Below are 25,902 nucleotides of genomic sequence, written 5' to 3'. Positions count from 1 at the left end.
GTATGTGTAAATTGTTACACTTTTATTTCATTTTTTTTCTTGTCATCATTTTTTTGATTTCAGTGGGTTAAGTTTACTTTGTAATAAAAGTGTCAAACTAACGACATAAAATGGGAAAGGCTTTCTGTAGTATGGAATATCATGCCTCAAATTAGGTTTTCTTTAAAATCTTCAGACCGGATCCGGCTGTTAAAAGATCGACTCGCTCGGTGTGCTGTAACAGCGGGAGGCATCAGTGTGCTTGGTGCATTAATTCTTATTTTTGTTTATCTGGTTTGGGTTGTGGTTCCTTTGTTTTCAAAGGCGACGTTAGACATTGAAAACCGAAAAGTTGCCATTTCTGTCACTGTACCGGCTTTTTTATCCATTGATGAATATGGCCAGTATGCCTTTATTGTTGATAAATCGGGGAAAACCGAGTTTCTGTCGTTAAAGAAACATCAATCTGAACTAAACGATCAACATGGACAGTTACCGTTTCATCCGGATAAATGGTTTAAATCTGATTTGGGACATTGGTTGTTAGTTATTGGTGAGCGAGGGCAGAGTTTTCTGATCAGGCCAGAATTTACAGACACTGTTTCCGGGAAAAGTCACCACTTTCACCCACAGGTGAGAATGATTCAGTTGTCAGAGACCGTTAAAAAATTACTGATTGATGCTAAATTAGTCAGTTTTTCTGTTCATTCTGAGCAATTAAAAATGGCGGTTTATACGACTGCAGGCCAGTTGCATTGGTTCAGCCAACATCTAAGTACCCACTCTTCTGTTGAAAGGAAAACTCAGCTATCGGTTTCTCTGCCTGATGTTCAGGAGTTGCGTTTGACGCCGGATGGTAAGACATTGTATATCCGTAACATAAACCACGAATTGTTGGTTGCGAAACAAAACAAGGCCGGTTTATATATCCGTGATGTTATTGATACAGAGAAAAAAAACAGTCATATCGTATCTATGCATTTATTACCGGGAGCCAGTTCATTATTAACTGTTTACAGTAATGGTGATGTGGTCCAGTGGTTTGATGTTCTGAAAAACGGGCAAAGAAAACTGACGTCAATACGCTCGTTTGCTTTAGGTCGTGGACTGGATTTCATTTTACCTAACGTTTTTTCAAAAGGTTTTTTTGCTATTTATCAGAATGGATCGGTTCGTAGCTATTTCACAACCAGTGATAAACGGATTAAATTCGGTACCGTATATCCTTCTGCTCCCGGATTGGCGGTATTCTCTCAGGATGAAAGAAAGTTAGTAACGTTGAACCAGGATAATATTTATATTGCCGATGTCGATTTGGGGTATCCAGACGTTTCTTTTTCTGCCTTGTGGAACAAAGTTTGGTATGAAAATTATCCCGAGCCTGAATATGTGTGGCAGTCTACTTCTGCCAGTAATATTTTTGAACCCAAATTCAGTTTGGTTCCGATCGCTTTTGGCACGATTAAAGCGGCGATGTTTGCTATGTTGTTTTCGGTTCCCATCGCTGTCTTAGCTGCAATTTATACGGCTTATTTCATGACACCAAGAATGCGTGGCATTGTGAAACCAACGATCGAGCTGATGGAAGCATTACCAACCGTTATTATCGGCTTTCTGGCTGGCTTATGGTTTGCTCCTATTGTCGAACGGCATTTGGTTTCCTCGGTTCTGATGATCGTTGTATTGCCTGTTTCTACAATTGTTGCCGGTGCATTATGGAAGTTATTACCAAAAAAATATAGTCGGTGGACGAAAAAAGGCTGGCATACCATTGTTTTATTTCCGGTTCTTGCTGCGGTGATGGCAATCGTTTTGCCGTTAAGTTTTGATATTGAACAGTGGTTGTTTGGCGGTGACATCCGGGTTTTTCTGGCAGAGTATGGATTCAATTTTGATCAGAGAAATGCATTGGTTGTCGGGCTGGCAATGGGGTTTGCGGTCATCCCTACTATCTTTACGATTGCTGAGGATGCGGTGTTCTCTGTACCTAAACATCTTTCTGATGGTTCTCTGGCTCTGGGCGCCACGCAGTGGCAGACCCTTAAGCATGTCGTTTTACTGACAGCCAGCCCGGGCATTTTTTCCGGGATTATGATGGGACTTGGCCGTGCCGTCGGGGAGACTATGATTGTTCTGATGGCAACAGGCAATACTCCGATTATGAACTGGAATATTCTGGAAGGTATGAGAACGCTTGCGGCGACGATAGCGGTTGAGTTGCCTGAGTCTGAAGTTGGGAGTTCTCATTATCGTATTCTGTTTTTAGCTGCACTGATATTATTTGTATTTACGTTTATTGTGAATTCATTAGCTGAATGGATACGATTGCGGTTAAGGGAGAAATACCGTGCTCTTTAAGGCTGTTCGAATCCCTTTTTCCTTTATCAGATGGTTTCGCTCCGGCGCGCCGTGGATCTGGTTGACTGGTGGTGCCGTCAGTTTTTGTCTGCTGGCAGTGATGGGCCTGTTGCTTTTGATTGGCTGGAAAGGACTGATTTATTTCTGGCCGTCTCCGCTTTATGAGTGGCATACCTCTGACAACAGAGTCGTAGTTGGTCAACTCTATGATACCCAGTCAATACCGCTCTCACATATTCAATATTTGCCTGACGCAAAAAAGTTAATGGCGAAAGGCGAAGACTCCGTTGAACGTTTTTATATCAAAATTGCTAACAGAGAGTTACTACCTTTAGACTTTACCTCTTTGTTTGATTATCAGGTGATATCAAAACAGCAACCCAAAGGCTGGATAGTGTTGGATCGGGTCAGTAATGGTCAGTTATATGGTAAACCGGTCAGCTATCATTCCGTTCAGGGAACATCAACGGATCATATTCGTACCCAACTCGAAGCAGGGATTGAAAAAGCACATAGTGTGCGGGCCCAAATTGCCAGATTGATTGAAGATAAGGTCCAGAAAATTGGGTCATCGTTAGAATCGCTTCGGACTGACAGAAGAAAAAGAGAGTTAAATGGAACTGTATCGGATGAATATCTTTCTCACTATGAAGTGAAAAGTCACAAGTTAAATTATGATTTGACTCAGGCCGAAAAGAAACTGGATGAATTACGTGGTCGGCTAAAAGAGCAATGGCTGACTCTTGAGTATCAAAAGGGAAAAACTGTTTCTGTTCCTATCCGTGAAATTCTGGATGCCTGGTATCCGAATGATATGTCATTGATGGATAAGATGCATCACTGGGGACATGAAGCATGGATCTTTTTAACGGATAACCCCCGGGAGTCTAATTCTGAAGGTGGTGTTTTCCCGGCGATATTCGGAACCATTCTGCTGGTGATTTTAATGTCTCTGATAGTGATGCCTCTTGGGGTTATTGCAGCTGTGTATCTTCATGAATATGCTAGAGATAATGTGCTTACCCGGGTGATCCGGGTGGCTGTGATAAATTTGGCCGGTGTGCCTTCGATAGTTTATGGGGTTTTTGGCCTTGGTTTTTTCGTATATACCATTGGCTCTGGTATTGACCGTCTTTTTTACGCAGAGAATCTACCCGTTCCAACTTTTGGCACACCGGGATTATTGTGGTCTGCATTAACATTGGCTGTATTAACTTTACCGGTTGTTATTGTTGCTACAGAGGAAGGATTGAGTCGTATACCAATGTCAGTCAGGCATGGTTCAATGGCATTAGGAGCTACGCAATTTGAAACCATGATGCGTATTGTTTTACCTATGGCATCTCCTGCTATTATTACAGGAATGATTTTAGCGATAGCAAGAGCGGCGGGGGAAGTGGCGCCATTGATGCTTGTTGGTGTTGTTAAATACACCTCCGATTTGCCTGTTGATAACGAATTTCCATATTTACATTTGGAGCGCAAGTTTATGCATCTGGGTTTCCATATTTATGATGTGGGATTTCAGACCAGTAATATAGAGGTAGCCAGACCTTTGGTTTTTGCTACGGCTTTTTTACTTGTTGCGGTCATTGTGACTTTGAATTTAACGGCGATAGGGATCCGTAATAATTTGCGAGAAAAGTACAGAACGTTAGGACAGGATTAATTATCATGCCTTTAAATTCCCCATTGGGGTTTGGAAATACTCTTGATGTTAATAATCTCAGTGATAAAAATACTGCGATTGAAATAGAGAAGCTGAATCTTTTTTATCAGTCAGCTCATGCATTAAAAGATATTTCAATGCGCATTCCTACCGGTCAGGTAACGGCATTCATTGGCCCTTCCGGTTGTGGTAAATCGACTTTACTCAGGTGTATTAACCGTATGAATGATTTGGTGGAAAGTTGCCGGGTAGAAGGGCAGGTCAAGTTATACGGAAAAGATATTTATTCTTCTGATATCGATGTGCCGACATTGAGAAGACGGGTTGGAATGGTTTTTCAGAGGCCGAACCCGTTTCCTAAGTCTATTTATGAAAATGTTGTTTATGGGCTACGGCTACAGAGAGTTAAGGATACCCGGGTTCTGGATGATACAGTCGAACGGGCGCTTCGTTCTGCCGCATTATGGGACGAGGTAAAAGACAGGTTACATGAAAATGCTTTTGGTTTGTCTGGTGGTCAACAGCAGAGGTTAGTGATTGCAAGAGCTATTGCGATAGAACCTGAAATTATGTTGCTTGATGAGCCTACTTCGGCTCTTGATCCAATTTCGACGCTGACAATTGAAGAATTGATTAATGACTTAAAAACGAAATACACTGTGGTTATTGTGACACATAATATGCAGCAGGCTGCGAGGGTAAGTGATCATACGGCTTTTATTCATATGGGGAAACTGATTGAATATTCAGATACAGATTCAATCTTTACTTCACCGGAGAAAAAACAGACAGAAGATTACATTACAGGCAGATATGGGTAAGTAAGGTAAATAGAAAATGCAACTAGGGCGTCATATATCAGGGCAGTTTAATGTTGAGCTTGAATCAATCCGGACCCATGTTCTTGCTATGGGGGGATTGGTAGAACAGCAGCTTGCGTTAGCAATGAAAGCATTAAATAAACAGGATGTGGTATTGGCAAAAAAAGTGGTTCAGGAAGATCACAAAGTCAATACAATGGAAGTTTCGATCGATGAAGCGTGCACCCGAATCATTGCTAAGCGACAGCCGACAGCCAAAGATTTGCGTTTAATTATTGCGATTATAAAAACCATTACCGATTTAGAGCGCATTGGTGATGTGGCAACTAAGATGGCCCGTGTTGTGATTGAGTCGCCATTGTCGGAAGAACGTAAATTCCGGGTGTCATTAGAGCCTTTGTGTCAGAAGGCTATCTCTATGTTGCATGATGTATTGGATGCATTTGCCCGTATGGATGTTGAGTCAGCGGCTCTTTTGCATAAAACAGACGATAAGCTGGATAGTGAGTATGAGGCTGTTATCCGTCAACTTATGACTTATATGATGGAAGATACGAAAAACATCCCTCATATATTGCAGATTATGTGGTCGGCCCGGGCGATAGAACGGGTAGGGGATCGGTGTCAGAATATTTGTGAATATATTATTTATTTTGTAAAAGGGAAAGATGTACGTCATTTAGGTGAAGAATCAATTGATGAACTTTTAAAATAAATGTGGGTTTAGCGGTAAAAATCAGAAAATAAAAATCGAGGCACTTGCCTCGATTTTGTTTAGACTTTACTTTTTTGGCGGATAGTTATTTTGTTTTTTAAATCCAACCTTAGAGTATGTTGAGCGCAGACTCTGGTTTTATTTTTTGTCTAAATCATCAGTGTGTTCAGACAGGTAAGCAGCGACTCCATCCGGAGAGGCTTTCATACCAGATTTACCTTTCTCCCATTGAGCAGGACAAACTTCACCGTGCTCCTGGTGGAATGCCAGTGCATCAACCATACGCAGCATTTCATCGATGTTACGACCAAGAGGTCCATCGTTGATAACCTGGTGACGAACAACGCCTTCTTCATCAATTAAGAAAGAGCCACGTAGTGCGATTCCAGGGCCGTTAGGGTCAACGACATCGTAAGCTGCAACAACTTCATGAGTTGTATCAGCAATTAGTGGATATTTAACCTCACCAATACCGCCTTTATCAACAGCAGTATTACGCCATGCATTGTGAGAAAAAACAGAGTCGATAGAAACGCCAATAACTTCGCAGCCTTTTTCCTGGAAATCAGCCAGACGTTTGTCGAATGCAATAATCTCTGACGGGCAAACGAAAGTGAAATCTAGTGGGTAGAAAAATAGAACTGCTTTTTTACCTTTGATGAATTCTTTCAGATTGAAGTTATCAACGATTTCACCGTTGCCTAAAACAGCTCCAGCAGTAAAATCAGGGGCTTGACGACCTACTAGTACCATTATTTTGCTCCTAATAGTAATAATTGCTTCCAAACCTCACAGGTGTATTTCTCTTTGACCTTGTGTTTGGACCGTGTTTGTACGCGACAAACTATAGAACAAATTGTAGTATAGAAAAAAGCGAATTAAATAGATTAACTTCATCGAAAAAAACGATGAAGTTAATTTGTGGGTTAGAATACAAAAACATTGATAGGTTATTGAGTTTTATATGAATAAGTGGCCTAGTTTAAAACAGCTTTACTATTTGGTGACTTTATTTGAGACACGTCATTTTAGTGATGCAGCGGAACGGTGCTTTGTAAGCCAGTCGACGTTGAGTAAGGGGATTCAGAACCTTGAAGAGATGATAGGGTGTCCCTTATACGAAAAGAAAGATAAAAAAAGCCCTTTAGTGTTTACATATGCCGGAGAACAGGTCGTTAAGCAGGGTAGAGAATTACTGGCAAAAGGGCAGGATTTGATCGAATTAGGTCGTTTAGGGCAAGGAGACCTGATGGAAGGTCAGGTTAAACTCGGTTGTATTCCAACGATAGCTCCGTTTCTTCTCGGAGATTTAGTTCAGGAAGTGAACATCCGTTATCCTAAATTACACCTTTTGCTCAGAGAAGATACAACCTCGAATCTACTATCGGCACTTAAAAATGGTGAACTTGATGTATTGGTATTGGCTCTTCCTGTTGAAATCGGGGAGATGGAAAGCCGGGTTGTCGGACACGATCCGTTTAAAATGATTCTAAGCCGGAATCAGGCCAGCCATGTAAGAGTACCAATCCGGTATGCTGATTTGCCAGACGAATCGGTCTTTCTTTTAGAAAATGAACATTGTTTGACAGAACATGCTGTGTCCGCCTGTAAACTGACAGCAAAAGAGAAGATCAATCCATTTATGGCGACCAGTCTGCATACGTTAGTCCAGATGGTAGCAAATGGTTTAGGAACGACTTTTATTCCCCAAATGGCGGTAGAGCATGGTTTGCTTGATAACCAGAATCTGGTTGTTGTGGATCCTCCCGGACAGAGTGCCTACCGTTTAATTGGACTTGTCTGGCGTCCAAGTTCTTCCCGGCGGGAAGTTTTCGGTCATCTGGCCGATTTGGTGTCCGAATTACTCTGATTTCAGGAGTACTCAGTTTGTTTCGGTAGCTCTGTTGTAATTTATTGAGGGCTACCGAATATAATATTGCTAAAAGTCGCCGTTCAGATCATCGATTATTTCAATTTCATCGGGTTCTGCATCTTCCTGTATTTCGAGTAAATTTATGGCAATTGTTACGAAGTCGGTATCAGTGATGATACCAACCAGTTTACCGTGATCCAGTACAGGAAGGCAGCCAACATGATGCTTTTGCATATACAATGCACTTTCTTTTAATCCGGCTTTCGGTGATACCGTCATTACGCCCTTATGCATAATTGTCATTAAGGGATTAGACATTGAATCGTCCTGAGAGATCGGTTGTGTGAGACTTGATTCCTGAGCGCTCAATATGTCTCTTTGTGAGACCACTCCGAGCAGCCTGTCTGCTGTATCAATAATCGGTAAATGATGTATGTCCAATTTTCTCATTAACATACTGGCTTTTTTTATTGAGTCTGTGGCAGACAATGTATGAGGATGACGGGTCATCATATCTTCGACTTTTATCATAATAAACTCCTTCATGAAGAAGTAACGAAAGAAATGTAAGCCGCAAAATTTACTACCGTTGCTAAGAGCGTTTTAGCGTTTAGGTACATAGTTAATGTAGTTGCTATTTCGATATAATGGTGCGAAGTCATCAACTTTTTTGATGAAAAGTTTTTGGGCAGGGATTTTGGTTATCATTGATTACGATTTTATTTCTCGTTCGGTGTAACGTTTGAGCAAAAATCCGTATATACTAGCCCGCTGCTTATGATGATATCAAAGAATAGTTAGATCTGTATTATGCAAGTTTCCGATTTCCATTTCGATTTACCTGATGAGCTTATTGCTCGTTATCCAAAAGAAGAACGTACATCAAGTCGCCTGTTACAACTTAATGGTAACACTGGCAATTTGTCTGACGGTACGTTTAAAGATGTTTTAGATATTGTTCAGCCAGGAGATTTACTCGTATTTAATAATACACGGGTGATTCCTGCCAGAATGTTTGGTCGAAAGGCATCTGGGGGAAAAATTGAAATACTCGTTGAGAGAATGCTGGATGAACATTCTATTCTTGCTCATGTTCGCTCATCAAAGGCACCTAAGCCGGGGGCGGGCTTGTTTATTGGTGAGCATGATCAGTATTCTGCGACGATGGTTGCACGTCATGATGCATTATTTGAAATACAGTTTAATGACGATAAAAAAGTTCTGGATATTTTAAATGATATTGGGCATATGCCGCTGCCACCATATATAGACCGGCCGGATGAAGATGCTGATAAAGAGCGTTATCAGACGGTATACAGTGTCAAGCCAGGAGCTGTTGCAGCCCCGACAGCAGGACTACATTTTGATAATGCGCTTATTAAAGATATTGAAAATAAAGGGGTACAACTGGCATACGTGACATTACATGTCGGTGCAGGAACCTTTCAGCCAGTCAGAGTTGAGGATGTCGAAAACCATCATATGCATTCGGAATATGTTGAAGTTCCTCAGGAAGTGATTGATGCAGTAAAAGAAACAAAAGAGAGAGGTGGCAGAGTAATTGCGGTCGGTACCACTTCTGTCCGTTCTCTTGAAAGCGCAGCTCAGAGCGCATTGAAAAAAGGTGTTGAATTAGAAGCATTTTTTGGTGATACCGACATATTTATCTACCCTGGTTATGAGTATCAGATTATTGATTGTCTGATAACAAATTTCCATTTGCCGGAGTCCACCCTAATCATGCTAGTGAGTGCATTTGCGGGTTATGAGCATGTAATGACGGCTTATAATCATGCCGTTGAGCAAAAATATCGTTTCTTCAGCTATGGTGATGCGATGTTTATCGAAAAGAAAGTAAACTAAGCTATCAGTGATCCGTGATGACGTGATTTCGCGGAAAACCAGCGGAATTTTACGGCCAACTGATAACTTAAAAACCGTCAGATTGTTTCTCTGGCAAATTGGAGGCTTTGTGAAGTTAAAGTTTGAATTAAAGAAAAAAAATGGCAATGCACGCCGCGGGCAGATTACGTTTGAACGAGGAACAGTTCAAACGCCCGTGTTCATGCCTGTAGGGACATACGGAACGGTAAAAGGAATGACACCGGAAGAGATTGAAGAAACTGGTGCGGAGATTATCTTAGGTAATACTTTCCATTTGTGGCTGCGTCCCGGTCAGGAAGTGATGAAAATGCATGGCGATTTACATGACTTCATGAACTGGAAAGGCCCGATTCTGACAGATTCCGGTGGTTTTCAGGTCTTCAGTTTAGGCGATATCCGGAAAATCACCGAAGAAGGGGTGCATTTCCGTAACCCTGTCAATGGTGCCAGAATTTTTATGGATGCAGAAAAATCCATGGAAATTCAACACGATTTGGGATCGGATATCGTGATGATTTTTGATGAATGCACGCCTTATCCGGCGACTCATGAAGAAGCCAGACAATCAATGGAAATGTCGTTACGCTGGGCTCAGCGCTCAAAAGATCATTTTGAGAAACTTGAAAATCCGAATTCACTATTTGGTATTGTCCAGGGCGGTGTTTATGAAGATCTACGCGATACTTCGGTAAAAGGTCTGACAAACATTGATTTTGACGGATATGCGGTCGGTGGTCTGGCAGTTGGTGAACCTAAAGAAGATATGCACCGGATTCTGGAACATACCTGTCCTCAGCTACCGGAAGAAAAACCCCGTTATCTGATGGGAGTTGGTAAGCCAGAAGACCTTGTTGAAGGGGTCAGACGTGGTGTGGATATGTTTGATTGCGTTATGCCGACACGCAATGCCCGTAATGGACATTTGTTTGTTACAGGCGGTGTTGTAAAAATTCGTAATGCTAAGCACAAAACGGACACTACACCATTGGATCCTCATTGTGATTGCTATACATGTAGGAACTATTCTAAATCCTATCTTCATCATTTAGATCGCTGTAATGAAATCTTAGGTGCAAGATTAAATACAATCCATAATTTGCGCTATTATCAACGTTTAATGGCCAGTATTCGTCAGGCTATCGAAGAAGATCGTTTCGAGCAGTTTGTCGAAGATTTTTATGCCCGACGTGAGCGTGAAGTGCCACCTTTGCAAAAATAACCGGGTTCAGATGCGGAAAATAGTGATATATTCTTGAATTTTCGTTGTCTTAACCCAATTATGATACAACTTAACAACAATAACTTAGAGGACGTTTCTCGATGAGTTTAATTTCAGTTGCCCATGCTGCGGGCGCAGGTGCCCCACAAGGTGGTGGTTTTGAAATGGTAATTATGTTGGCTGTTTTTGCCGTCATCTTCTATTTCATGATTTACCGCCCTCAAGCGAAACGCGCAAAAGAGCATAAAAATTTGATGTCATCGATGTCAAAAGGTGATGAAGTTTTGACCAATGGTGGTATTGTCGGAAAAATTGCTAAAATTTCTGACGACAATGACTTTATTGCTATTGAACTAAATGCAAACAACGAAGTTGTCATTAAAAAAGATTTCGTAACCGCTGTGCTACCAAAGGGTACGCTTAAATCTCTATAAAAACAGCCAGAGGATCCTCGCTGTGCTAAACCGCTATCCATTGTGGAAGTATCTGATGGTGGTATTTATTATCGCCATCTGTGCATTATATGCGCTTCCAAATATCTATGGTGAAGATCCGGCTGTTCAGATAACAGGGGCGCGAGGCGCCTCTGTTCAGATGTCTACGCTGGATACTGTCACTGATGCTCTGAAAAAAGAGCATATTCCATATAAATCCGCTGCCTTGGAAAACGGGTCTATTCTCGTTCGTTTTAAAGATACGGATACTCAAATTACGGCCCGGGATGTAATTAACAACGCGTTAGATAAAAACTCAGTTGTTGCATTAAACCTTGCGCCTTCAACACCGACCTGGCTTCAGGATATCGGTGCCTCTCCAATGAAACTGGGTCTTGACCTGCGTGGTGGTGTTCACTTTTTGATGGAAGTGGACATGGGCGCGGCTATGGATAAGTTAGTTGGTCAGGAGCAAGAATCTTTCCGCTCTGAATTAAGAGAAAAAAGGCTTCGTTACCGTTCTATTAAGACCATTGATGATCATAAAATTGAAATTGTTTTAAGAAATGAAGACCAGGCAAATGAAGCTCTGGGTTTGTTGACGTCAAAACATCGTGATATGACGTTTAAAACAGAAGAGAGTAATGGCCGTTATAGTCTGATTGCGAGTTTTACTGAGAACCGGTTGCAGGAAATTCGTAATTACGCGGTTGAGCAAAACATTACCATTTTACGTAATCGTGTGAATGAGCTTGGTGTGGCTGAGCCACTGGTTCAGCGTCAGGGTGCGAGTCGTATTGTGGTTGAATTACCAGGGGTTCAGGATACAGCCCGAGCAAAAGAAATTCTTGGTGCAACCGCGACGTTGGAATTCCGCGAAGTAGATACCAGTGTCGACATTTCAGCCGCGGCGGCGGGACGTATTCCTCCCGGTACAGAAGTCAAGAAAGACAGACAAGGTCGTCCGGTTGTTTTGAAGAAGCGTGTGATTCTTGGTGGTTCCAGTATCACTGATGCCAGCTCAAGCGCGGACGAATATGGCCGTCCTCAGGTTAATATTTCTCTGGACAGTGAAGGTGGCAGTAAAATGTCGGCCTTTTCTCAAAAAAATATCGGTAAGCTGATGGCGACGGTGTTTGCTGAGTATAAAGACAGTGGACGCAAAACACCGGATGGCAAAGTTATTTTGTCTAAGCATGAAGAAGTCATTAATCAGGCAACTATTCAGTCAGCTCTGGGACGTAATTTCCGCATTACCGGTATTGATTCTCCGGCAGAAGCGCATAATTTGGCGTTGTTGTTACGTGCAGGTGCATTGATTGCTCCCATTTCCATTGTTGAAGAAAGAACAATTGGTCCATCTATGGGGCAGCAGAATATTGATATGGGTGTTCAGGCTTGTATATGGGGCTTAGTGGCGGTTATGTTGTTCACGTTGCTTTATTACCGTAAGTTTGGGCTTATTGCTGATATTGCCCTGATTGCGAACCTAATCATGATTGTCGGTGTGATGTCGTTAATTCCGGGGGCGACCATGACCTTGCCGGGCATTGCCGGTATTGTCTTGACTGTGGGTATGGCTGTGGATGCAAACGTGTTGATATTTGAACGTATCCGGGAAGAAATTCGGGATGGGCGAAATCCACAACAGGCGATTCATCAGGGATATGCAAATGCATTTAGCACCATTGCTGATGCAAACATCACAACCTTGATTACCGCTATTATTTTATTTGCCGTGGGTACTGGGGCGATTAAAGGTTTCGCTGTGACACTTTCTATCGGTATTTTGACTTCTATGTTTACTGCTATTGTCGGAACACGTTGTATCGTGAACCTGCTGTATGGTGGCAAACGTATTAAAAAATTATCGATTTAGGGAGGCGAAATCGTTATGTTTCAGTTATTAAGAACCAAGCATGTTATTAGCTTTATGCGTTGGTCTAAGTTTGCCTTCGCATTTTCTTCTTTGATGATTATTGCATCGGTTGCGACGCTGGCAGTGAAAGGTCTCAACTTTGGTTTGGATTTCACCGGCGGTACTTTGATTGAAGTAGGGTTTGAACAACCGGCTAATCTGAGTGAAGTCCGGGCGGCGTTAGTTAAAGAAGGCTTTGATGACGCAACAGTACAGAACTTTGGTTCAACTAGAGAAGTGATGGTTCGTCTTCGTCCTCGGGAACATGTCGCGGGCGAAGTGATTGGAAATCAAATCATTCATGCTATTAAATTCGGCACCGGACAAAACGTTGAAATGAGACGTATTGAATTTGTCGGACCCAGTGTGGGTGATGAGCTGGCTGAAGCTGGTGGGATGGCGATTATTGTTTCGTTAATCTGTATCCTGCTTTATGTTTCCATGCGTTTCCAGTGGCGGTTGTCTGCCGGGGCTGTTCTTGCACTTGCCCACGATGTGACCATTACGCTTGGTGTTTTTTCATTTTTACAAATTGAAGTTGACCTGACCATCGTTGCGGCACTGCTGACAGTAGTTGGTTATTCACTTAACGATACCATTGTTGTGTTTGACCGTATCCGGGAGAACTTTCGTAAAATGCGTAAAGGCAGCCCGGCCGAGATTATGGACAGTTCAATTACACAGACTCTCAGCCGTACTCTGATAACATCAGGTACGACACTGTTTGTAGTTATTTCTTTGTTCGTAAAAGGCGCACCATCGATACATGGTTTTGCTCTTGCTCTGTTATTGGGTATTACTGTTGGTACGTACTCTTCAATCTACGTTGCATCTGCATTAGCGCTGAAATTAGGAATTACGCGTGAGCATCTGATGCCACCAAAAGTAGAAAAAGAAGGGGCTGAATTTGACAGTCTTCCGTAGACTATGACTGTTTAAATCGCCAGGAATAAAAAGACCGTTAATTGAAAAATTAACGGTCTTTTTTGATTGGTTGGATGTAGAAAATCAGTATCTAATTATCTCTGATTTATTACTTAATTATTGCCTCATTGCCGTTTTCACGAATATGTTTCAGCATAGATTTAACAACACGGGCACTTGAGGTTACGATGTTGCCCGACTTCATGTAATCTGTTCCGCCTGAAAAATCGGTTACAATCGCACCAGCTTCGCGGGCAATCAGTTCACCGGCTGCGATATCCCATGGCTTTAAACCAAGTTCGAAGTACCCGTCAACACGACCAGCAGCTACGTAACAAAGATCAAGTGCGGCAGAACCGGTGCGACGAAAATCTGCACATTCAGAGAATAAACCAGTGAGTATTTTCAGATAGGATTCAGAGTGTTGTTTTTGTCTGAACGGGAACCCCGTAGCCAGTACGGTGCCGGTTAATTCTTTCGATGGGTTAACACGGATTCTTGAGTTATTTAACTGAGCACCTGAACCTCTTTGAGCTGTGAACAGTTCATTCAGCATAGGGTCATAAACACAGGCGACTTCTGTTCTTCCTTTTATGCGAACAGCAATAGAAACGGCAAAGTTAGGTAAACCTTTTACAAAGTTTGTTGTGCCATCCAGTGGGTCGATGATCCATTGTACTTCAGCGTCTTTACCTTCAAGAAGACCGCTTTCTTCTGCGATAATAGAATGTTCCGGATAAGAAGTTTTGATTACTTCGATAATCATCGATTCGGCTTCCTGATCGACATTAGTAACGAAGTCGTTAGTGCCTTTTTGAGACGATTGAATCTTATCTGCATTTTCTAGTGATTTAGCAATATGATTGCCCGCTTTTCGCGCAGCGCGAATAGCAATGTTTAGCATTGGATGCATACGAATTTCCCAACGGATGTTAAAGAACGAATAAAAGCGGCGTGAGTATAGCAAACTCTGGCTAAAAAGGAAGTGGTTAAATAATGTTCTGTTAGTCGATGGTATAGAAGGCTGACGATTATTTTATTGGTTGAGTGTGATAGTATTCCACCTCTTGAGATTCGGAAGCGGTAACGACATGCTTGAAAATGTAAAAGTGGTGCTGGTTGGTACTTCACATTCAGGAAATATTGGTTCGGCTGCCAGAGCAATGAAAGTGATGGGACTGAGCCGCATGGTTCTGGTCGATCCCCAGTGTTCAGTGGATGGTCAGGCGATTGCTTTGGCTGCCGGAGCCAGCGATATTGCTTTGAATGCTACCGTTGTTTCTACGCTTCAGGAAGCGATTGAGGATTGTGCGCTGGTTGTAGGCTCCAGTGCCCGTTCCCGTTCTTTAGAATGGCCGATGATGACTTCCCGGGAATGTGGCGAAAAAGTAGCAACCGAAGCTTGTCAACATATGGCTGCAATGGTTTTTGGACGTGAAAGAACCGGATTAACCAATGATGAATTGCAGCTTTGCCATTACCATGTGGCGATCCCCGCCAATCCTGAATACAGCTCTTTAAATCTGGCTATGGCGGTACAGACACTGTCTTATGAAGTTCGTATGGCCCATTTACAATTAGTGCAATCTCACTACCGGCAAACACAACCGGATGACTATCCAAGGCATAAAGAACTGGAAATGTTCTATGAACACCTTGAAAACGTCCTATTGCAGACAGAGTTTATAGAGAAGGATAAGCCGAATCAGGTCATCAATAAGATGCGTCGATTATATAACCGGGCCAGACCTGAAGTGCAGGAACTCAATATACTGAGAGGTATACTTACCTCTATTGAGAAACGTTTGAGCCAAATTGGTAAATAACAATAACTTCTGGAATCTGTAATACCTGACTAATTTAGTCAAATAAATACTTGACCAAATTAGTCAGGTATGTGAAACTATTACCCATAGTTCAATTGTGGAAAAGGTTATTTTATGAGGCTCACTTCTAAAGGAAGATATGCCGTAACGGCGATGTTAGATGTTGCTCTGCATTCAGAAAATAGTCCTGTGCCTTTGGCAGATATCTCAGAAAGACAAGGTATTTCTTTATCTTATTTGGAGCAGTTATTTTCCAAATTAAGAAAAGCCGGCCTTGTTGCCAGTATCCGGGGACCGGGTGGAGGCTATCGCCTGGGCGCGGACGCGTTTGCTATTTCAGTCGGTCATATCATTTCAGCGGTTGACGAATCAGTAGATGCAACTAAGTGTAACGGTAAAGGGGACTGTCAGTGTGGTAGTCGTTGCCTGACGCACGCCCTGTGGCGAGATTTGAGTTCACGTATCAGTGATTTTTTAAATAATATTACGCTAGGCGAGTTAATGAACGATCATGAAGTATTAAAAGTTTCCGATCGTCAGAAAATAGAACTCATTGTTGACAATAAGCACAGTCAGAATAGTTCTCAGTCAGCCTCTTTAGGCATGGCGAATACCGATTTGAGTGCTCGCTCATAATAGCGAAGTTTTACATTGGAGTAAGAAATGAAACTGCCTATTTATTTAGACTATTCAGCGACATGTCCGGTTGATTCCCGTGTTGCAGAAAAGATGGTTCAGTACATGACAATGGATGGGGTGTTTGGTAATCCGGCATCGCGATCGCATCGTTATGGTTGGCAGGCAGAAGAGGCGGTTGATACCGCTCGAGAGCATATTGCAAATCTACTGAATGCTGACCCCCGTGAGATTGTGTTTACTTCCGGAGCGACGGAATCCGACAATCTGGCGATCAAAGGGGCTGCTCATTTTTATGGTAAAAAAGGCAAGCATGTCATCACTTCAAAAACAGAGCACAAAGCTGTGTTAGATACCTGCCGGCAGTTGGAACGGGAAGGGTTTGAAGTAACGTATTTAGATCCGGAACCGAATGGTCTGATTGATCTGGATAAGTTAGAAGCGGCAATGCGTGAAGACACTGTGTTGGTTTCGATCATGCACGTGAATAATGAAATTGGTGTGATACAGGATATCGCCGCAATTGGAGAAATGTGTCGCCAGAAAAAAATTATTTTTCATGTCGATGCCGCGCAGTCCGCCGGTAAATTGCCGATTGATGTACAGGCAATAAAAGTGGATTTGATTTCTTTGTCTGGGCATAAAATTTACGGTCCCAAAGGTATTGGTGCCCTGTATGTAAGGCGTAAACCCCGGGTACGTCTGGAAGCCCAGATGCATGGCGGTGGTCATGAACGCGGTTTCCGTTCTGGTACTCTGCCGACTCACCAGATTGTGGGGATGGGAGAGGCGTTCCGTATTGCAAAAGAAGAAATGCAGAAAGACTACGATCATGCCAAATCATTACGTGATCGCCTTCTGAAAAATTTGCAAGGGCTTGAAGAGGTGACGGTGAATGGCGATCTGGAACAGCGTATGCCTCATAATCTGAATCTCAGCTTTGCGTTTGTTGAAGGTGAATCGCTTCTGATGTCTTTAAAAGATTTGGCGGTTTCCTCAGGCAGTGCATGTACATCGGCAAGTCTGGAGCCGTCTTATGTTCTCAGAGCGCTGGGATTAGATGATGAACTGGCGCACAGTTCGATCCGTTTTTCATTTGGCCGTTATACGACCGAAGAAGAGATTGACTACGTGGCTGAGCAAATCCGCGTGGCTGTTAATAAACTCCGTGACATGTCTCCTCTATGGGATATGCATAAAGAAGGGATTGATTTAAGCTCTGTAGAATGGGCGAGTCACTAATCACTTCAGGGAAGTCGAGGGTTCGAGGTAAAAATTATGGCATATAGCGAAAAAGTAATCGATCACTATGAAAATCCGCGTAATGTTGGTTCTTTTGATAAAGAAGATCCGGCTGTTGGTAGCGGTATGGTTGGCGCACCGGCCTGTGGCGATGTAATGAAACTGCAAATCAAAGTGTCGGAAGAAGGCATTATTGAAGATGCAAAATTTAAAACTTATGGTTGTGGTAGTGCCATTGCATCCAGTTCACTGGTAACGGAATGGGTTAAAGGTAAATCTATCGATGAAGCGGCTGCAATTAAAAACGCAGAAATTGCCGAAGAGCTGGAATTACCACCGGTAAAAATCCACTGCTCGATTTTGGCGGAAGATGCAATTAAAGCTGCTGTTGCTGATTATAAGAAAAAGCATCAGGAATGATGTAAACTAGCGGGACGCGTTAAGGCGTCCCCTTAATGAATTTTATTTTTACAGTGCGTAAGGTTTTTGTATGTCCATTTCTTTGAGTGAAACTGCAGCAGATCGTGTTAAATCCTTTTTGACAAACCGGGGTAAAGGTCTTGGTTTACGCCTTGGGGTAAGGACAACGGGATGCTCTGGTATGGCATACGTTCTTGAATTTGTTGATGAGCTCAACGAAGAAGACGAAGTATTTGAATCCAACGGTGTCAAAGTCATTGTTGACCCGAAAAGTATGGTCTACCTCGATGGAACCCAGCTTGATTATGTGAAACAGGGACTAAACGAAGGTTTTGAATTCATCAACCCGAATGTGAAAGGCGAATGCGGTTGTGGTGAAAGTTTCAATGTTTAAGTTACCGGTAGTTTTATTGTACAGATAGTCGGAACAGTTCAACTGCCAGTGATAATAAAGGCTAGTGACGACATGAATTATTTTGAATTATTTGGGCTACCAACGCAGTTTATTGTGGATGGTAGCCTTCTTGCTTCTCAATTTAGAGAATTACAAAAGCGGTTTCACCCTGATAATTTTGCATCGGGCACGGAACGTGAACGCTTACTGGCTGTCCAGAAAGCGTCAGAAATAAATGATGCCTTTCAGGTGTTAAAAAATCCCATTCGTCGGGCAGAATATTTGTTGTCACTGAGTGGCGTTGATATTCGGGATGAACAGCAAACCATGCAGGATTTGGATTTTCTGATGCAGCAAATGGAACTGCGTGAAGAGCTGGAAGGCATTGAATCCTCCGATGATGTTGAAACGGCTTTGTTCGATTTTGATTCAAAAGTTACAAAACAATACAAAACCTTGATCAATCAGGTCGAAACACAGTTGAATAGCGAATCATGGGAATCTGCTGCGATTTCCGTTCGTAAATTAAAATTTATCGCCAAATTAAAAAGTGAAGTAGCCCGGGTAGAAGAATCGCTTTTGGGCTAATTCGGATGTAAAGGAAAGTTGTAATGGCATTACTGCAAATAGCCGAACCAGGTCTTAGTGCGGCACCGCATGAGCATAAATTAGCTGCCGGAATTGATTTGGGAACCACTAACTCTCTGGTTGCAACCGTCAGAAGCGGTCAGGCTGAGACGTTGGTAAAAAATCAACGTAGTATCGTTCCATCTGTTGTTCATTATAGTGGGGAAGAGATATTTGTTGGTGATGCAGCGCGTCATCTGGCTCAGACCGACCCCGAAAATACCATTATTTCCGTTAAACGATTAATCGGACGTTCCTTGCAGGATATACAGCAACGATATCCAAACTTACCCTATCTGTTTAAAGCCAGCGAAAATGGTTTGCCTGTGATTCAGACGTCATCGGGTGATAAAAATCCGGTACAGGTTTCAGCGGATATCTTAAAAAATCTGGGCAAGCGGGCTGAAGAGGCCTTGGGGGGAGAGCTTGCCGGGGTTGTGATTACTGTTCCGGCTTACTTCGATGATGCCCAGAGAGCAAGTACGAAAGATGCGGCGAGATTAGCCGGTCTCCATGTTTTGCGTCTGTTAAATGAACCGACCGCGGCTGCCATCGCTTACGGGCTGGATTCCGGACAGGAAGGTATTATCGCTGTTTATGATCTGGGTGGCGGAACGTTTGATATTTCCATTTTACGGTTATCCAAAGGCGTTTTTGAAGTGCTGGCCACCGGGGGCGATTCGGCGCTTGGCGGCGACGATTTTGACCATTTGCTTGCTGATTACATTAAAGAGCAGGCTGGCGTCGAAGGGGCGTTATCATCCGAACAATATCGGGAATTACTGGATACGGCAACGGCTGCAAAAATTGCATTATCCAACTCGGATCAGACCGGGGTGGCGATTTGGGACTGGCAGGGCAATGTGTCCAGAGCTCAGCTTGATGAGTTAATTCAGCCTCTGATAAAGAAAACGCTGATGTCATGTCGCCGGGCATTGAGAGATGCGGAAGTCGATGTTGATGATGTCCTTGAAGTCGTCATGGTCGGTGGTTCAACACGAACTTTATCCGTGCGGGAACAGGTTGGTGAGTTTTTTGGTAAAACGCCTTTAACAAGTATTAACCCGGATGAAGTGGTGGCGATTGGTGCTGCGGTTCAGGCTGATATTCTTGCCGGTAATAAGCCGGATGCCGAAATGCTGTTACTTGATGTGATTCCATTGTCTCTTGGTATTGAAACCATGGGCGGGCTGGTGGAAAAAATCATTCCCCGTAATACCACGATTCCGGTTGCCAGAGCTCAGGAATTTACCACCTTTAAAGATGGACAGACAGCCATGACGGTTCACACCGTTCAGGGGGAGCGGGATATGGTGAAAGACTGTCGTTCGTTAGCCAGATTTGCCTTGAAAGGTATTCCCCCAATGGCGGCTGGCGCGGCACATATCCGGGTGACTTACCAGGTTGACGCAGATGGACTATTATCAGTTACAGCCATGGAAAAAAGCACCGGCGTTCATGCTGAAATACAGGTTAAACCCTCTTACGGTTTAAGTGATGATGAAGTGACGACCATGCTGAAAGAGTCAATGTCTTATGCGGAAGAGGATATGAAAGCCCGTATGCTGATTGAGCAGAGAGTTGAAGCGGACCGTGTCATTGAAGGTCTGATATCCGCCATGCAGGCTGATGGGGATGAATTATTAAATGAGCAGGAAAAACAGGATTTGCTTGCTGCCATCGAGTCTTTGATTGAGTTACGTAATGGCGACGATGCCGATGCGATAGAGCTGGGAATTAAAAATGCAGATAAGACCAGTCAGGAGTTTGCTTCACGACGGATGGATAAATCTATCCGTGCAGCGTTGTCAGGTCATTCTGTTAATGACTTATAAATCGATGATAAGAGAAATAACGAGTAGAGAAAGCCAGTATGCCTAAGATTATTTTTTTACCACATGAAGAGTTGTGTCCGGATGGGGCTGTTATCGATGCTCAAAGCGGTGACAGTATATTGGATGTGGCACTGGAGAATGGCATTGAAATTGAACATGCTTGTGAAAAATCCTGTGCATGTACGACATGCCATGTCATTGTCAGAGAAGGCTTTGATTCACTGGACGAAAGTGATGAATTGGAAGATGACATGCTGGATAAAGCATGGGGGCTGGAGCCTGAGTCGCGTCTTGGATGTCAGGCTACTGTGGCAGATGAAGACTTAGTGGTTGAAATCCCTAAGTATACGCTGAATCACGCGGCGGAAGATCATTAGACATAAAGCAATGTGAGGCAATAAAATGAAATGGACAGATTCCAGAGATATTGCGATTGAACTTTGTGAGCAATATCCGGAGATTGACCCTAAAAATGTACGCTTTACCGATTTACATCAGTGGATCGTTGATCTGGAAGAATTTGATGATGAGCCTGATAAATCAAATGAAAAGATTCTGGAAGCCATCATTCTTTGCTGGATGGATGAAATGGATTAACTCATTCAATTCTTTCAGTTTTTTATTTAGTTAACATTTTTTTAAGAAAGCGGGCTCTTATTGTCCGCTTTTTTATTTATTTGACATTTTCACTCTACATAATGCTAACATCAATAACGTTAACTATATGAAATGGCGAAGATGAAGCCATAGACAAGGAGAAACCATGTCTGTATACATGTCAGTATTTATTAGTCAGGAATCGGCTCCTGAGCAATGGGGCGACAAAGCCCTTCTTTCTTTTTCTGAATCTGGAGTGACTATTCATGTCTCCGGTGGCGACATTTTAATATCAGCACAAAAAGCCGCCAGAAAACTGGATGGTCAGGGGATTCGAAACGCTCAACTGACCGGGGATGGATGGGATCTTGAATCTATATGGGCATTCTTTCAGGGATACCGGGATCCTAAGAAACTAAATCAACTTACCTGGCCGGAACTTGATGAGGCTGAGCAGGCGGAATTGGAAGCCCGAATGAAAGTGTCTGGTTGGGCAAGAGACATCGTGAATAAAAGCGCAGAGGAAGTGGCGCCGCGACAACTGGCGACGATGGCGGCGGAATTTATTAAATCTCTGGCTCCGGGCAATGTCACTTACCGGATTGTGAAAGATAAAGATTTATTGACGGAAGGCTGGGAAGGTATTTTTGCGGTCGGACGGGGCTCAAACCGGACGTCAGCAATGCTGCAGCTTGATTTTAATCCGACTGGTGATGAGAACGCACCGGTTTATGCGTGTCTGGTCGGTAAAGGCATTACTTTTGATTCGGGCGGTTATAGCTTGAAGCCTGCTAATTTTATGGCGGCGATGAAAGCGGATATGGGCGGCTCTGCAATGGTCACCGGAGGTCTGGCTCTGGCGATTCTCCGGGGGCTGAATAAGAGAGTGAAGCTGATTCTGTGTTGTGCCGAGAATATGGTGAATGGCCGGGCATTGAAAGTGGGTGATATCATTTCCTACAAAAATGGCAAAACCGTCGAAGTCAACAATACGGATGCGGAAGGGCGCTTGGTTCTTGCTGATGGTCTTATCTATGCCTGTGAACAAAAACCGGAATTAATCATTGATTGCGCTACACTTACTGGAGCAGCAAAAAATGCTCTGGGCAATGATTATCACGCGTTATTGTCTTACGATGACTCGCTTTCCCATAAGGCATTAAGTGTTGCCAAAGAAGAAAAAGAAGGCTTGTGGCCATTGCCTTTGGCTTCTTTCCACCGTGATATGTTGCCATCGGCGTTTGCTGATTTGTCAAATATTGCTTCCGGGGATTATGCGCCGGGTGCCAGTACTGCCGCCGGGTTTTTATCGCATTTTGTTGAAAATTATCATCAGGGGTGGTTACATTTTGACTGTTCCGCAACTTATCGTAAGTCACCTAGCGATAAATGGGCTGCAGGTGCGACCGGAAGCGGTATTCGCACCTTAGCCGGAATATTAGGTGAGTCAGCTTAATCAGAAAATAAAAAAGGAATGAGTATGGCGCTAGAAAAAACGTTTTCCATTATAAAACCAGACGCCGTTGAACGAAACTTGATCGGTGAAATATACCACCGCATTGAAAAAGCGGGATTTCAAATCGTTGCCGCAAAGATGGTGCATTTAACCTCAGAGCAGGCTGGAGGGTTTTATGCTGAGCATGAAGATAAACCTTTTTATTCTGATCTGGTGGCATTCATGACTTCCGGGCCGATTATGGTACAGGTACTGGAAGGCGAAAATGCGATTGTCCGCTACCGTGAGTTAATGGGAAAAACCGATCCGGCTGAGGCGAGCTGTGGCTCCATTCGGGCGGATTATGCCAAGAGCAAACGGTTCAATTCCGTTCACGGGAGTGACAGTCCTGAATCGGCGGCAAGAGAGATCGCTTTCTTTTTCCCTGAATCAGAAATCTGTCCCCGCTAATTAACAATTTGTTTCAAATATAAAACCCGGATTCTGTCAGGCAGATACCGGGTTTTTTTGTTGATTGGTCTGGTTAAAAAGTCATCAATTTTATTTTTGTTTTACCGCTTGGCTGTTAACATATGGGCGCACTGAAATACTTGTTGATATTGGGCAAAGGCTGTACAATGCGCGCCCTAAATTTAATGTTTGGTTACTGAGAGGCACCATGACCACGGACAAAATTAATCTACTCGATTTTAATCGTCAGGATATGCGAAAGTTTTTTGCTGATGAATTGGGAGAGAAAGCATTTCGTGCCGATCAAGTGATGAAGTGGATTTATCACTTTGGTTGTGATGACTTTGACCAAATGACCAATATTAATAAAGTATTACGAGAAAAACTGCGCCAACGTTGTGAAATTAAAGCCCCACTGGTTTCGGCTGCACAACATTCGTCGGATGGAACCATCAAATGGGCAATGAGAGTCGGTGATCAGGATGTGGAAACGGTTTACATCCCTGAAGAGGATCGGGCCACATTGTGTGTTTCTTCTCAGGTGGGTTGTGCTTTGGAATGCAAATTTTGTTCGACGGCTCAGCAAGGTTTTAACCGCAATTTACGGGTGTCAGAAATCATCGGGCAGGTCTGGCGCGCAGCCCGGGAAATCGGACTGGAAAAAGAGACGGGTCGCCGGCCCATTTCGAATGTAGTCATGATGGGAATGGGTGAGCCGTTGCTGAATATGAAAAACCTGATTCCCGCTTTGGAAATTATGTTGGACGATTTGGGTTTTGGGTTATCAAAACGCCGGGTCACAGTGTCCACTTCCGGGGTTGTGTCGGGACTTGACCAAATGACCGGCCGCATAGATGTGGCTCTGGCAATTTCTTTGCATGCGCCGAATGATAAATTGCGCAGTGAAATTATGCCAATTAATGATCGTTGGGACATTCAGGATTTTCTATCATCGGTACGCACTTATATTGCGTCTTCGAATGCTAACCGGGGAAAAGTGACCGTTGAATATGTTTTATTGGATCATGTGAATGATGGAACAGAACACGCTCACGAATTGGCGAAGTTACTGAAAGGGACGCCTTGCAAAATTAATCTTATTCCTTTCAATCCCTATCCCGGTTCGCCGTACCGGAAACCAAGTAATTCAAGAATTGATCGGTTTATGAAAACATTGATGGCTTATGAGCACACCGTAACCTGCCGGAAAACCCGCGGAGATGACATTGATGCCGCCTGTGGTCAGTTAGTCGGTGATGTGATAGATAAGACGAAACGAACAAAAATAAATCGGAATATCGGGGAACCAATTCCCGTAAAAGCAGTCAACTAGTAATAGGCCAGACAAAATGTCTGGCTTTTTTGTGCAACGTTCGTGATTTTTGTCAAATAAAAGCAAAACCTAAAGTATAAACGCGTTACTATCAAAGCATCTTATTGTGTAACATTTATAATACTTTAGAATATCCTTGCAGATAACAAACTATTTGAGTCCGTAGTATTTTTAACGTTAATATAAAAATATCAATTTAATTGTATGCACTTTTTATAACAATAATGATCAAAAAATTTTAAAAAGAGCATCATCATAAAAATAGAGAACGAATTCCCGGATGGATAAAGAGACTGATGCAATCAGCCCTGAAATACAGATTACACCAGGGCAATTACTTAAAGAAAAACGTGAATCTTTAGGTTTATCTATCGCACAGGTAGCGGAGCGTTTGCGTTTAAGGTCAACTATCGTTGAATCTCTTGAAGCTGATAATTTTGACATTGATAAAGTTGCTACATTTACAAGAGGATATGTTCGTTCATATGCCAAATTGGTTGGTGTGGACGAGCAGTTGATTTTATCTTCATTTGATCAGTTTTCTGGTTTTGAGAAAACCGATACGCTCGATATGAAGAGTTTTTCCAGAAAAACGTCCAAAAGACAACATAATAATCGAATCAATTTGCTGACTTTTTGTATTATTGTGGTGGTTATCGGTATTTCTTCCGTATGGTGGTATCAGAATCAACAATTGGATTCATTAAGGCCGACTGGTGTATCTGAGTCAGACAATGGCAGTGTTTCACCGGCAGCAGACAAAAATGATACACCGTCTGAATTTCAGTCAATAAAATCCGGTAACGAAAATTCTGCTGCACCTGCAGATAATGTTGTTCAGAAAAAGGTTGAAGATGAAATCGCTCCTGAAAATATATCATCTGCAGATAAGTCTGCAGAACATTCTGAAATAAGTGACTCAGGCGTTGCTTTTGAAAAAAATGAAGCAATTTCGGAAAAATCAAAAGTTTCAACTGTATCTGAAACGAAATCTGAAGTGGCAGCCGCACCAGAAAAAAGCGTCACAACGCTTGCCAATAATAGTCAGTCATTAAAGGCTCAGTTATCAATGAAATTTGAGAAAGATTGTTGGGTCCGGGTTCAGGATGCTAACGGCAATACTTTGGCTGTCGGACTGAAAAAGGCTGGTCATCATTTTAATCTTAAAGGTGAAACACCATTTAGTATTGTTTTAGGTGCTCCGGAAGGGGTTTCTATTACATTTGCAGGTGAACCTGTCGACCTTTCTCGGTATACTTCAGGTAAAGTAGCTCGATTCACCTTACCATAGA

26 protein-coding genes are annotated in these 25,902 nt (G+C 42.8%); 23 read left to right on the top strand and 3 right to left on the bottom strand.

Translation table 11 applies throughout. The annotated features are described in order from the left end of the window. Positions 1 to 141 precede the first annotated feature (141 nt). The 4 genes from LRQ06_RS04265 to phoU are packed head-to-tail and all read left to right on the top strand — an operon-like array spanning position 142 to position 5,542. The gene (locus LRQ06_RS04265) at positions 142 to 2,337 is read left to right on the top strand and encodes an ABC transporter permease subunit (protein WP_232765195.1); all 2,196 of its coding nucleotides are present in this window, start codon (positions 142 to 144) and stop codon (positions 2,335 to 2,337) included. 25 nt (positions 2,338 to 2,362) lie between these two features. Then, positions 2,363 to 4,006: a phosphate ABC transporter permease PstA gene (gene pstA, locus LRQ06_RS04260; RefSeq protein ID WP_232765472.1), complete on the top strand. Its 1,644-nt coding sequence runs from the start codon at positions 2,363 to 2,365 to the stop codon at positions 4,004 to 4,006. 5 nt (positions 4,007 to 4,011) lie between these two features. Further along, on the top strand, positions 4,012 to 4,827 hold the full coding sequence (pstB, locus tag LRQ06_RS04255) for a phosphate ABC transporter ATP-binding protein PstB (protein WP_238483897.1): 816 nt from the start codon (positions 4,012 to 4,014) through the stop codon (positions 4,825 to 4,827). Between the two features lie 16 nt (positions 4,828 to 4,843). Further along, positions 4,844 to 5,542: a phosphate signaling complex protein PhoU gene (gene phoU / locus LRQ06_RS04250; RefSeq protein ID WP_232765194.1), complete on the top strand. Its 699-nt coding sequence runs from the start codon at positions 4,844 to 4,846 to the stop codon at positions 5,540 to 5,542. Positions 5,543 to 5,680: 138 nt separating this feature from the next. Here the strand turns inward: phoU and LRQ06_RS04245 are convergent, their stop codons facing one another. Continuing rightward, positions 5,681 to 6,295, bottom strand: coding sequence for a peroxiredoxin (locus LRQ06_RS04245; protein WP_232765193.1), 615 nt, complete (start codon positions 6,293 to 6,295; stop codon positions 5,681 to 5,683). A 211-nt stretch (positions 6,296 to 6,506) separates the two neighbouring features. Here LRQ06_RS04245 and LRQ06_RS04240 point away from each other — a divergent pair, with 211 nt between their 5' ends. After that, positions 6,507 to 7,412 carry a hydrogen peroxide-inducible genes activator gene (locus LRQ06_RS04240; protein WP_232765192.1) on the top strand — a complete coding sequence of 302 codons (906 nt, stop codon included), beginning with the start codon at positions 6,507 to 6,509 and terminating at the stop codon, positions 7,410 to 7,412. A 69-nt stretch (positions 7,413 to 7,481) separates the two neighbouring features. Here the strand turns inward: LRQ06_RS04240 and LRQ06_RS04235 are convergent, their stop codons facing one another. Further along, the gene (locus LRQ06_RS04235) at positions 7,482 to 7,946 is read right to left on the bottom strand and encodes a CBS domain-containing protein (protein WP_232765191.1); all 465 of its coding nucleotides are present in this window, start codon (positions 7,944 to 7,946) and stop codon (positions 7,482 to 7,484) included. 279 nt (positions 7,947 to 8,225) lie between these two features. Between LRQ06_RS04235 and queA the strand changes: the two genes are divergently transcribed. From queA to secF, 5 genes are all read left to right on the top strand, one after another. After that, positions 8,226 to 9,278, top strand: a complete 1,053-nt coding sequence (gene queA / locus LRQ06_RS04230) for a tRNA preQ1(34) S-adenosylmethionine ribosyltransferase-isomerase QueA (RefSeq protein ID WP_232765190.1) — start codon at positions 8,226 to 8,228, stop codon at positions 9,276 to 9,278. 109 nt (positions 9,279 to 9,387) lie between these two features. Beyond that, complete coding sequence (gene tgt, locus LRQ06_RS04225) at positions 9,388 to 10,518, top strand: tRNA guanosine(34) transglycosylase Tgt (protein WP_232765189.1); 1,131 nt, start codon at positions 9,388 to 9,390, stop codon at positions 10,516 to 10,518. A 101-nt stretch (positions 10,519 to 10,619) separates the two neighbouring features. Further along, a complete protein-coding gene (gene yajC / locus LRQ06_RS04220) occupies positions 10,620 to 10,952 on the top strand; it encodes a preprotein translocase subunit YajC (RefSeq protein WP_232765188.1) in 333 nt (110 codons plus the stop codon). Between the two features lie 22 nt (positions 10,953 to 10,974). Further along, complete coding sequence (secD, locus tag LRQ06_RS04215) at positions 10,975 to 12,831, top strand: protein translocase subunit SecD (RefSeq protein ID WP_308218812.1); 1,857 nt, start codon at positions 10,975 to 10,977, stop codon at positions 12,829 to 12,831. A gap of 15 nt (positions 12,832 to 12,846) precedes the next feature. Beyond that, on the top strand, positions 12,847 to 13,794 hold the full coding sequence (gene secF / locus LRQ06_RS04210; protein ID WP_232765187.1) for a protein translocase subunit SecF: 948 nt from the start codon (positions 12,847 to 12,849) through the stop codon (positions 13,792 to 13,794). A 109-nt stretch (positions 13,795 to 13,903) separates the two neighbouring features. On the opposite strand, the gene suhB is transcribed toward secF, so the two are convergent. Further along, on the bottom strand, positions 13,904 to 14,707 hold the full coding sequence (suhB, locus tag LRQ06_RS04205; protein WP_232765186.1) for an inositol-1-monophosphatase: 804 nt from the start codon (positions 14,705 to 14,707) through the stop codon (positions 13,904 to 13,906). Positions 14,708 to 14,885: 178 nt separating this feature from the next. Here suhB and trmJ point away from each other — a divergent pair, with 178 nt between their 5' ends. The 13 genes from trmJ (at position 14,886) to rodZ (ending at position 25,901) form a co-directional block, all read left to right on the top strand. Beyond that, positions 14,886 to 15,620, top strand: coding sequence for a tRNA (cytosine(32)/uridine(32)-2'-O)-methyltransferase TrmJ (trmJ, locus tag LRQ06_RS04200; RefSeq protein WP_232765185.1), 735 nt, complete (start codon positions 14,886 to 14,888; stop codon positions 15,618 to 15,620). A 114-nt stretch (positions 15,621 to 15,734) separates the two neighbouring features. Further along, on the top strand, positions 15,735 to 16,256 hold the full coding sequence (gene iscR, locus LRQ06_RS04195) for a Fe-S cluster assembly transcriptional regulator IscR (RefSeq protein WP_232765184.1): 522 nt from the start codon (positions 15,735 to 15,737) through the stop codon (positions 16,254 to 16,256). 27 nt (positions 16,257 to 16,283) lie between these two features. Continuing rightward, on the top strand, positions 16,284 to 17,498 hold the full coding sequence (locus LRQ06_RS04190) for an IscS subfamily cysteine desulfurase (RefSeq protein ID WP_232765183.1): 1,215 nt from the start codon (positions 16,284 to 16,286) through the stop codon (positions 17,496 to 17,498). A 36-nt stretch (positions 17,499 to 17,534) separates the two neighbouring features. Beyond that, a complete protein-coding gene (gene iscU / locus LRQ06_RS04185; RefSeq protein ID WP_232765182.1) occupies positions 17,535 to 17,918 on the top strand; it encodes a Fe-S cluster assembly scaffold IscU in 384 nt (127 codons plus the stop codon). Between the two features lie 70 nt (positions 17,919 to 17,988). Further along, the gene (gene iscA, locus LRQ06_RS04180) at positions 17,989 to 18,312 is read left to right on the top strand and encodes an iron-sulfur cluster assembly protein IscA (protein WP_232765181.1); all 324 of its coding nucleotides are present in this window, start codon (positions 17,989 to 17,991) and stop codon (positions 18,310 to 18,312) included. Positions 18,313 to 18,384: 72 nt separating this feature from the next. Then, positions 18,385 to 18,900 (top strand): co-chaperone HscB, encoded by a 516-nt coding sequence (gene hscB, locus LRQ06_RS04175; RefSeq protein WP_232765180.1) that lies wholly within the window; start codon positions 18,385 to 18,387, stop codon positions 18,898 to 18,900. Positions 18,901 to 18,923: 23 nt separating this feature from the next. After that, positions 18,924 to 20,774 (top strand): Fe-S protein assembly chaperone HscA, encoded by a 1,851-nt coding sequence (gene hscA / locus LRQ06_RS04170; protein ID WP_232765179.1) that lies wholly within the window; start codon positions 18,924 to 18,926, stop codon positions 20,772 to 20,774. Between the two features lie 38 nt (positions 20,775 to 20,812). Then, positions 20,813 to 21,151 carry an ISC system 2Fe-2S type ferredoxin gene (gene fdx / locus LRQ06_RS04165; RefSeq protein WP_232765178.1) on the top strand — a complete coding sequence of 113 codons (339 nt, stop codon included), beginning with the start codon at positions 20,813 to 20,815 and terminating at the stop codon, positions 21,149 to 21,151. 25 nt (positions 21,152 to 21,176) lie between these two features. Continuing rightward, complete coding sequence (gene iscX / locus LRQ06_RS04160) at positions 21,177 to 21,371, top strand: Fe-S cluster assembly protein IscX (protein WP_232765177.1); 195 nt, start codon at positions 21,177 to 21,179, stop codon at positions 21,369 to 21,371. Positions 21,372 to 21,537: 166 nt separating this feature from the next. Continuing rightward, on the top strand, positions 21,538 to 22,827 hold the full coding sequence (pepB, locus tag LRQ06_RS04155; protein WP_232765176.1) for an aminopeptidase PepB: 1,290 nt from the start codon (positions 21,538 to 21,540) through the stop codon (positions 22,825 to 22,827). Positions 22,828 to 22,851: 24 nt separating this feature from the next. Then, positions 22,852 to 23,277, top strand: coding sequence for a nucleoside-diphosphate kinase (gene ndk, locus LRQ06_RS04150; protein WP_232765175.1), 426 nt, complete (start codon positions 22,852 to 22,854; stop codon positions 23,275 to 23,277). A gap of 208 nt (positions 23,278 to 23,485) precedes the next feature. Next, positions 23,486 to 24,610 carry a dual-specificity RNA methyltransferase RlmN gene (gene rlmN / locus LRQ06_RS04145; RefSeq protein ID WP_232765174.1) on the top strand — a complete coding sequence of 375 codons (1,125 nt, stop codon included), beginning with the start codon at positions 23,486 to 23,488 and terminating at the stop codon, positions 24,608 to 24,610. A 280-nt stretch (positions 24,611 to 24,890) separates the two neighbouring features. After that, complete coding sequence (gene rodZ / locus LRQ06_RS04140; protein WP_232765173.1) at positions 24,891 to 25,901, top strand: cytoskeleton protein RodZ; 1,011 nt, start codon at positions 24,891 to 24,893, stop codon at positions 25,899 to 25,901. The last annotated feature ends 1 nt before the right edge of the window (position 25,902 follow it).

The sequence above is a fragment of the Vibrio salinus genome (assembly GCF_021272385.1).
In the GTDB taxonomy this organism is placed as follows: domain Bacteria; phylum Pseudomonadota; class Gammaproteobacteria; order Enterobacterales; family Vibrionaceae; genus Vibrio; species Vibrio salinus.
This window is presented reverse-complemented; position numbering and strand designations above follow the sequence as displayed.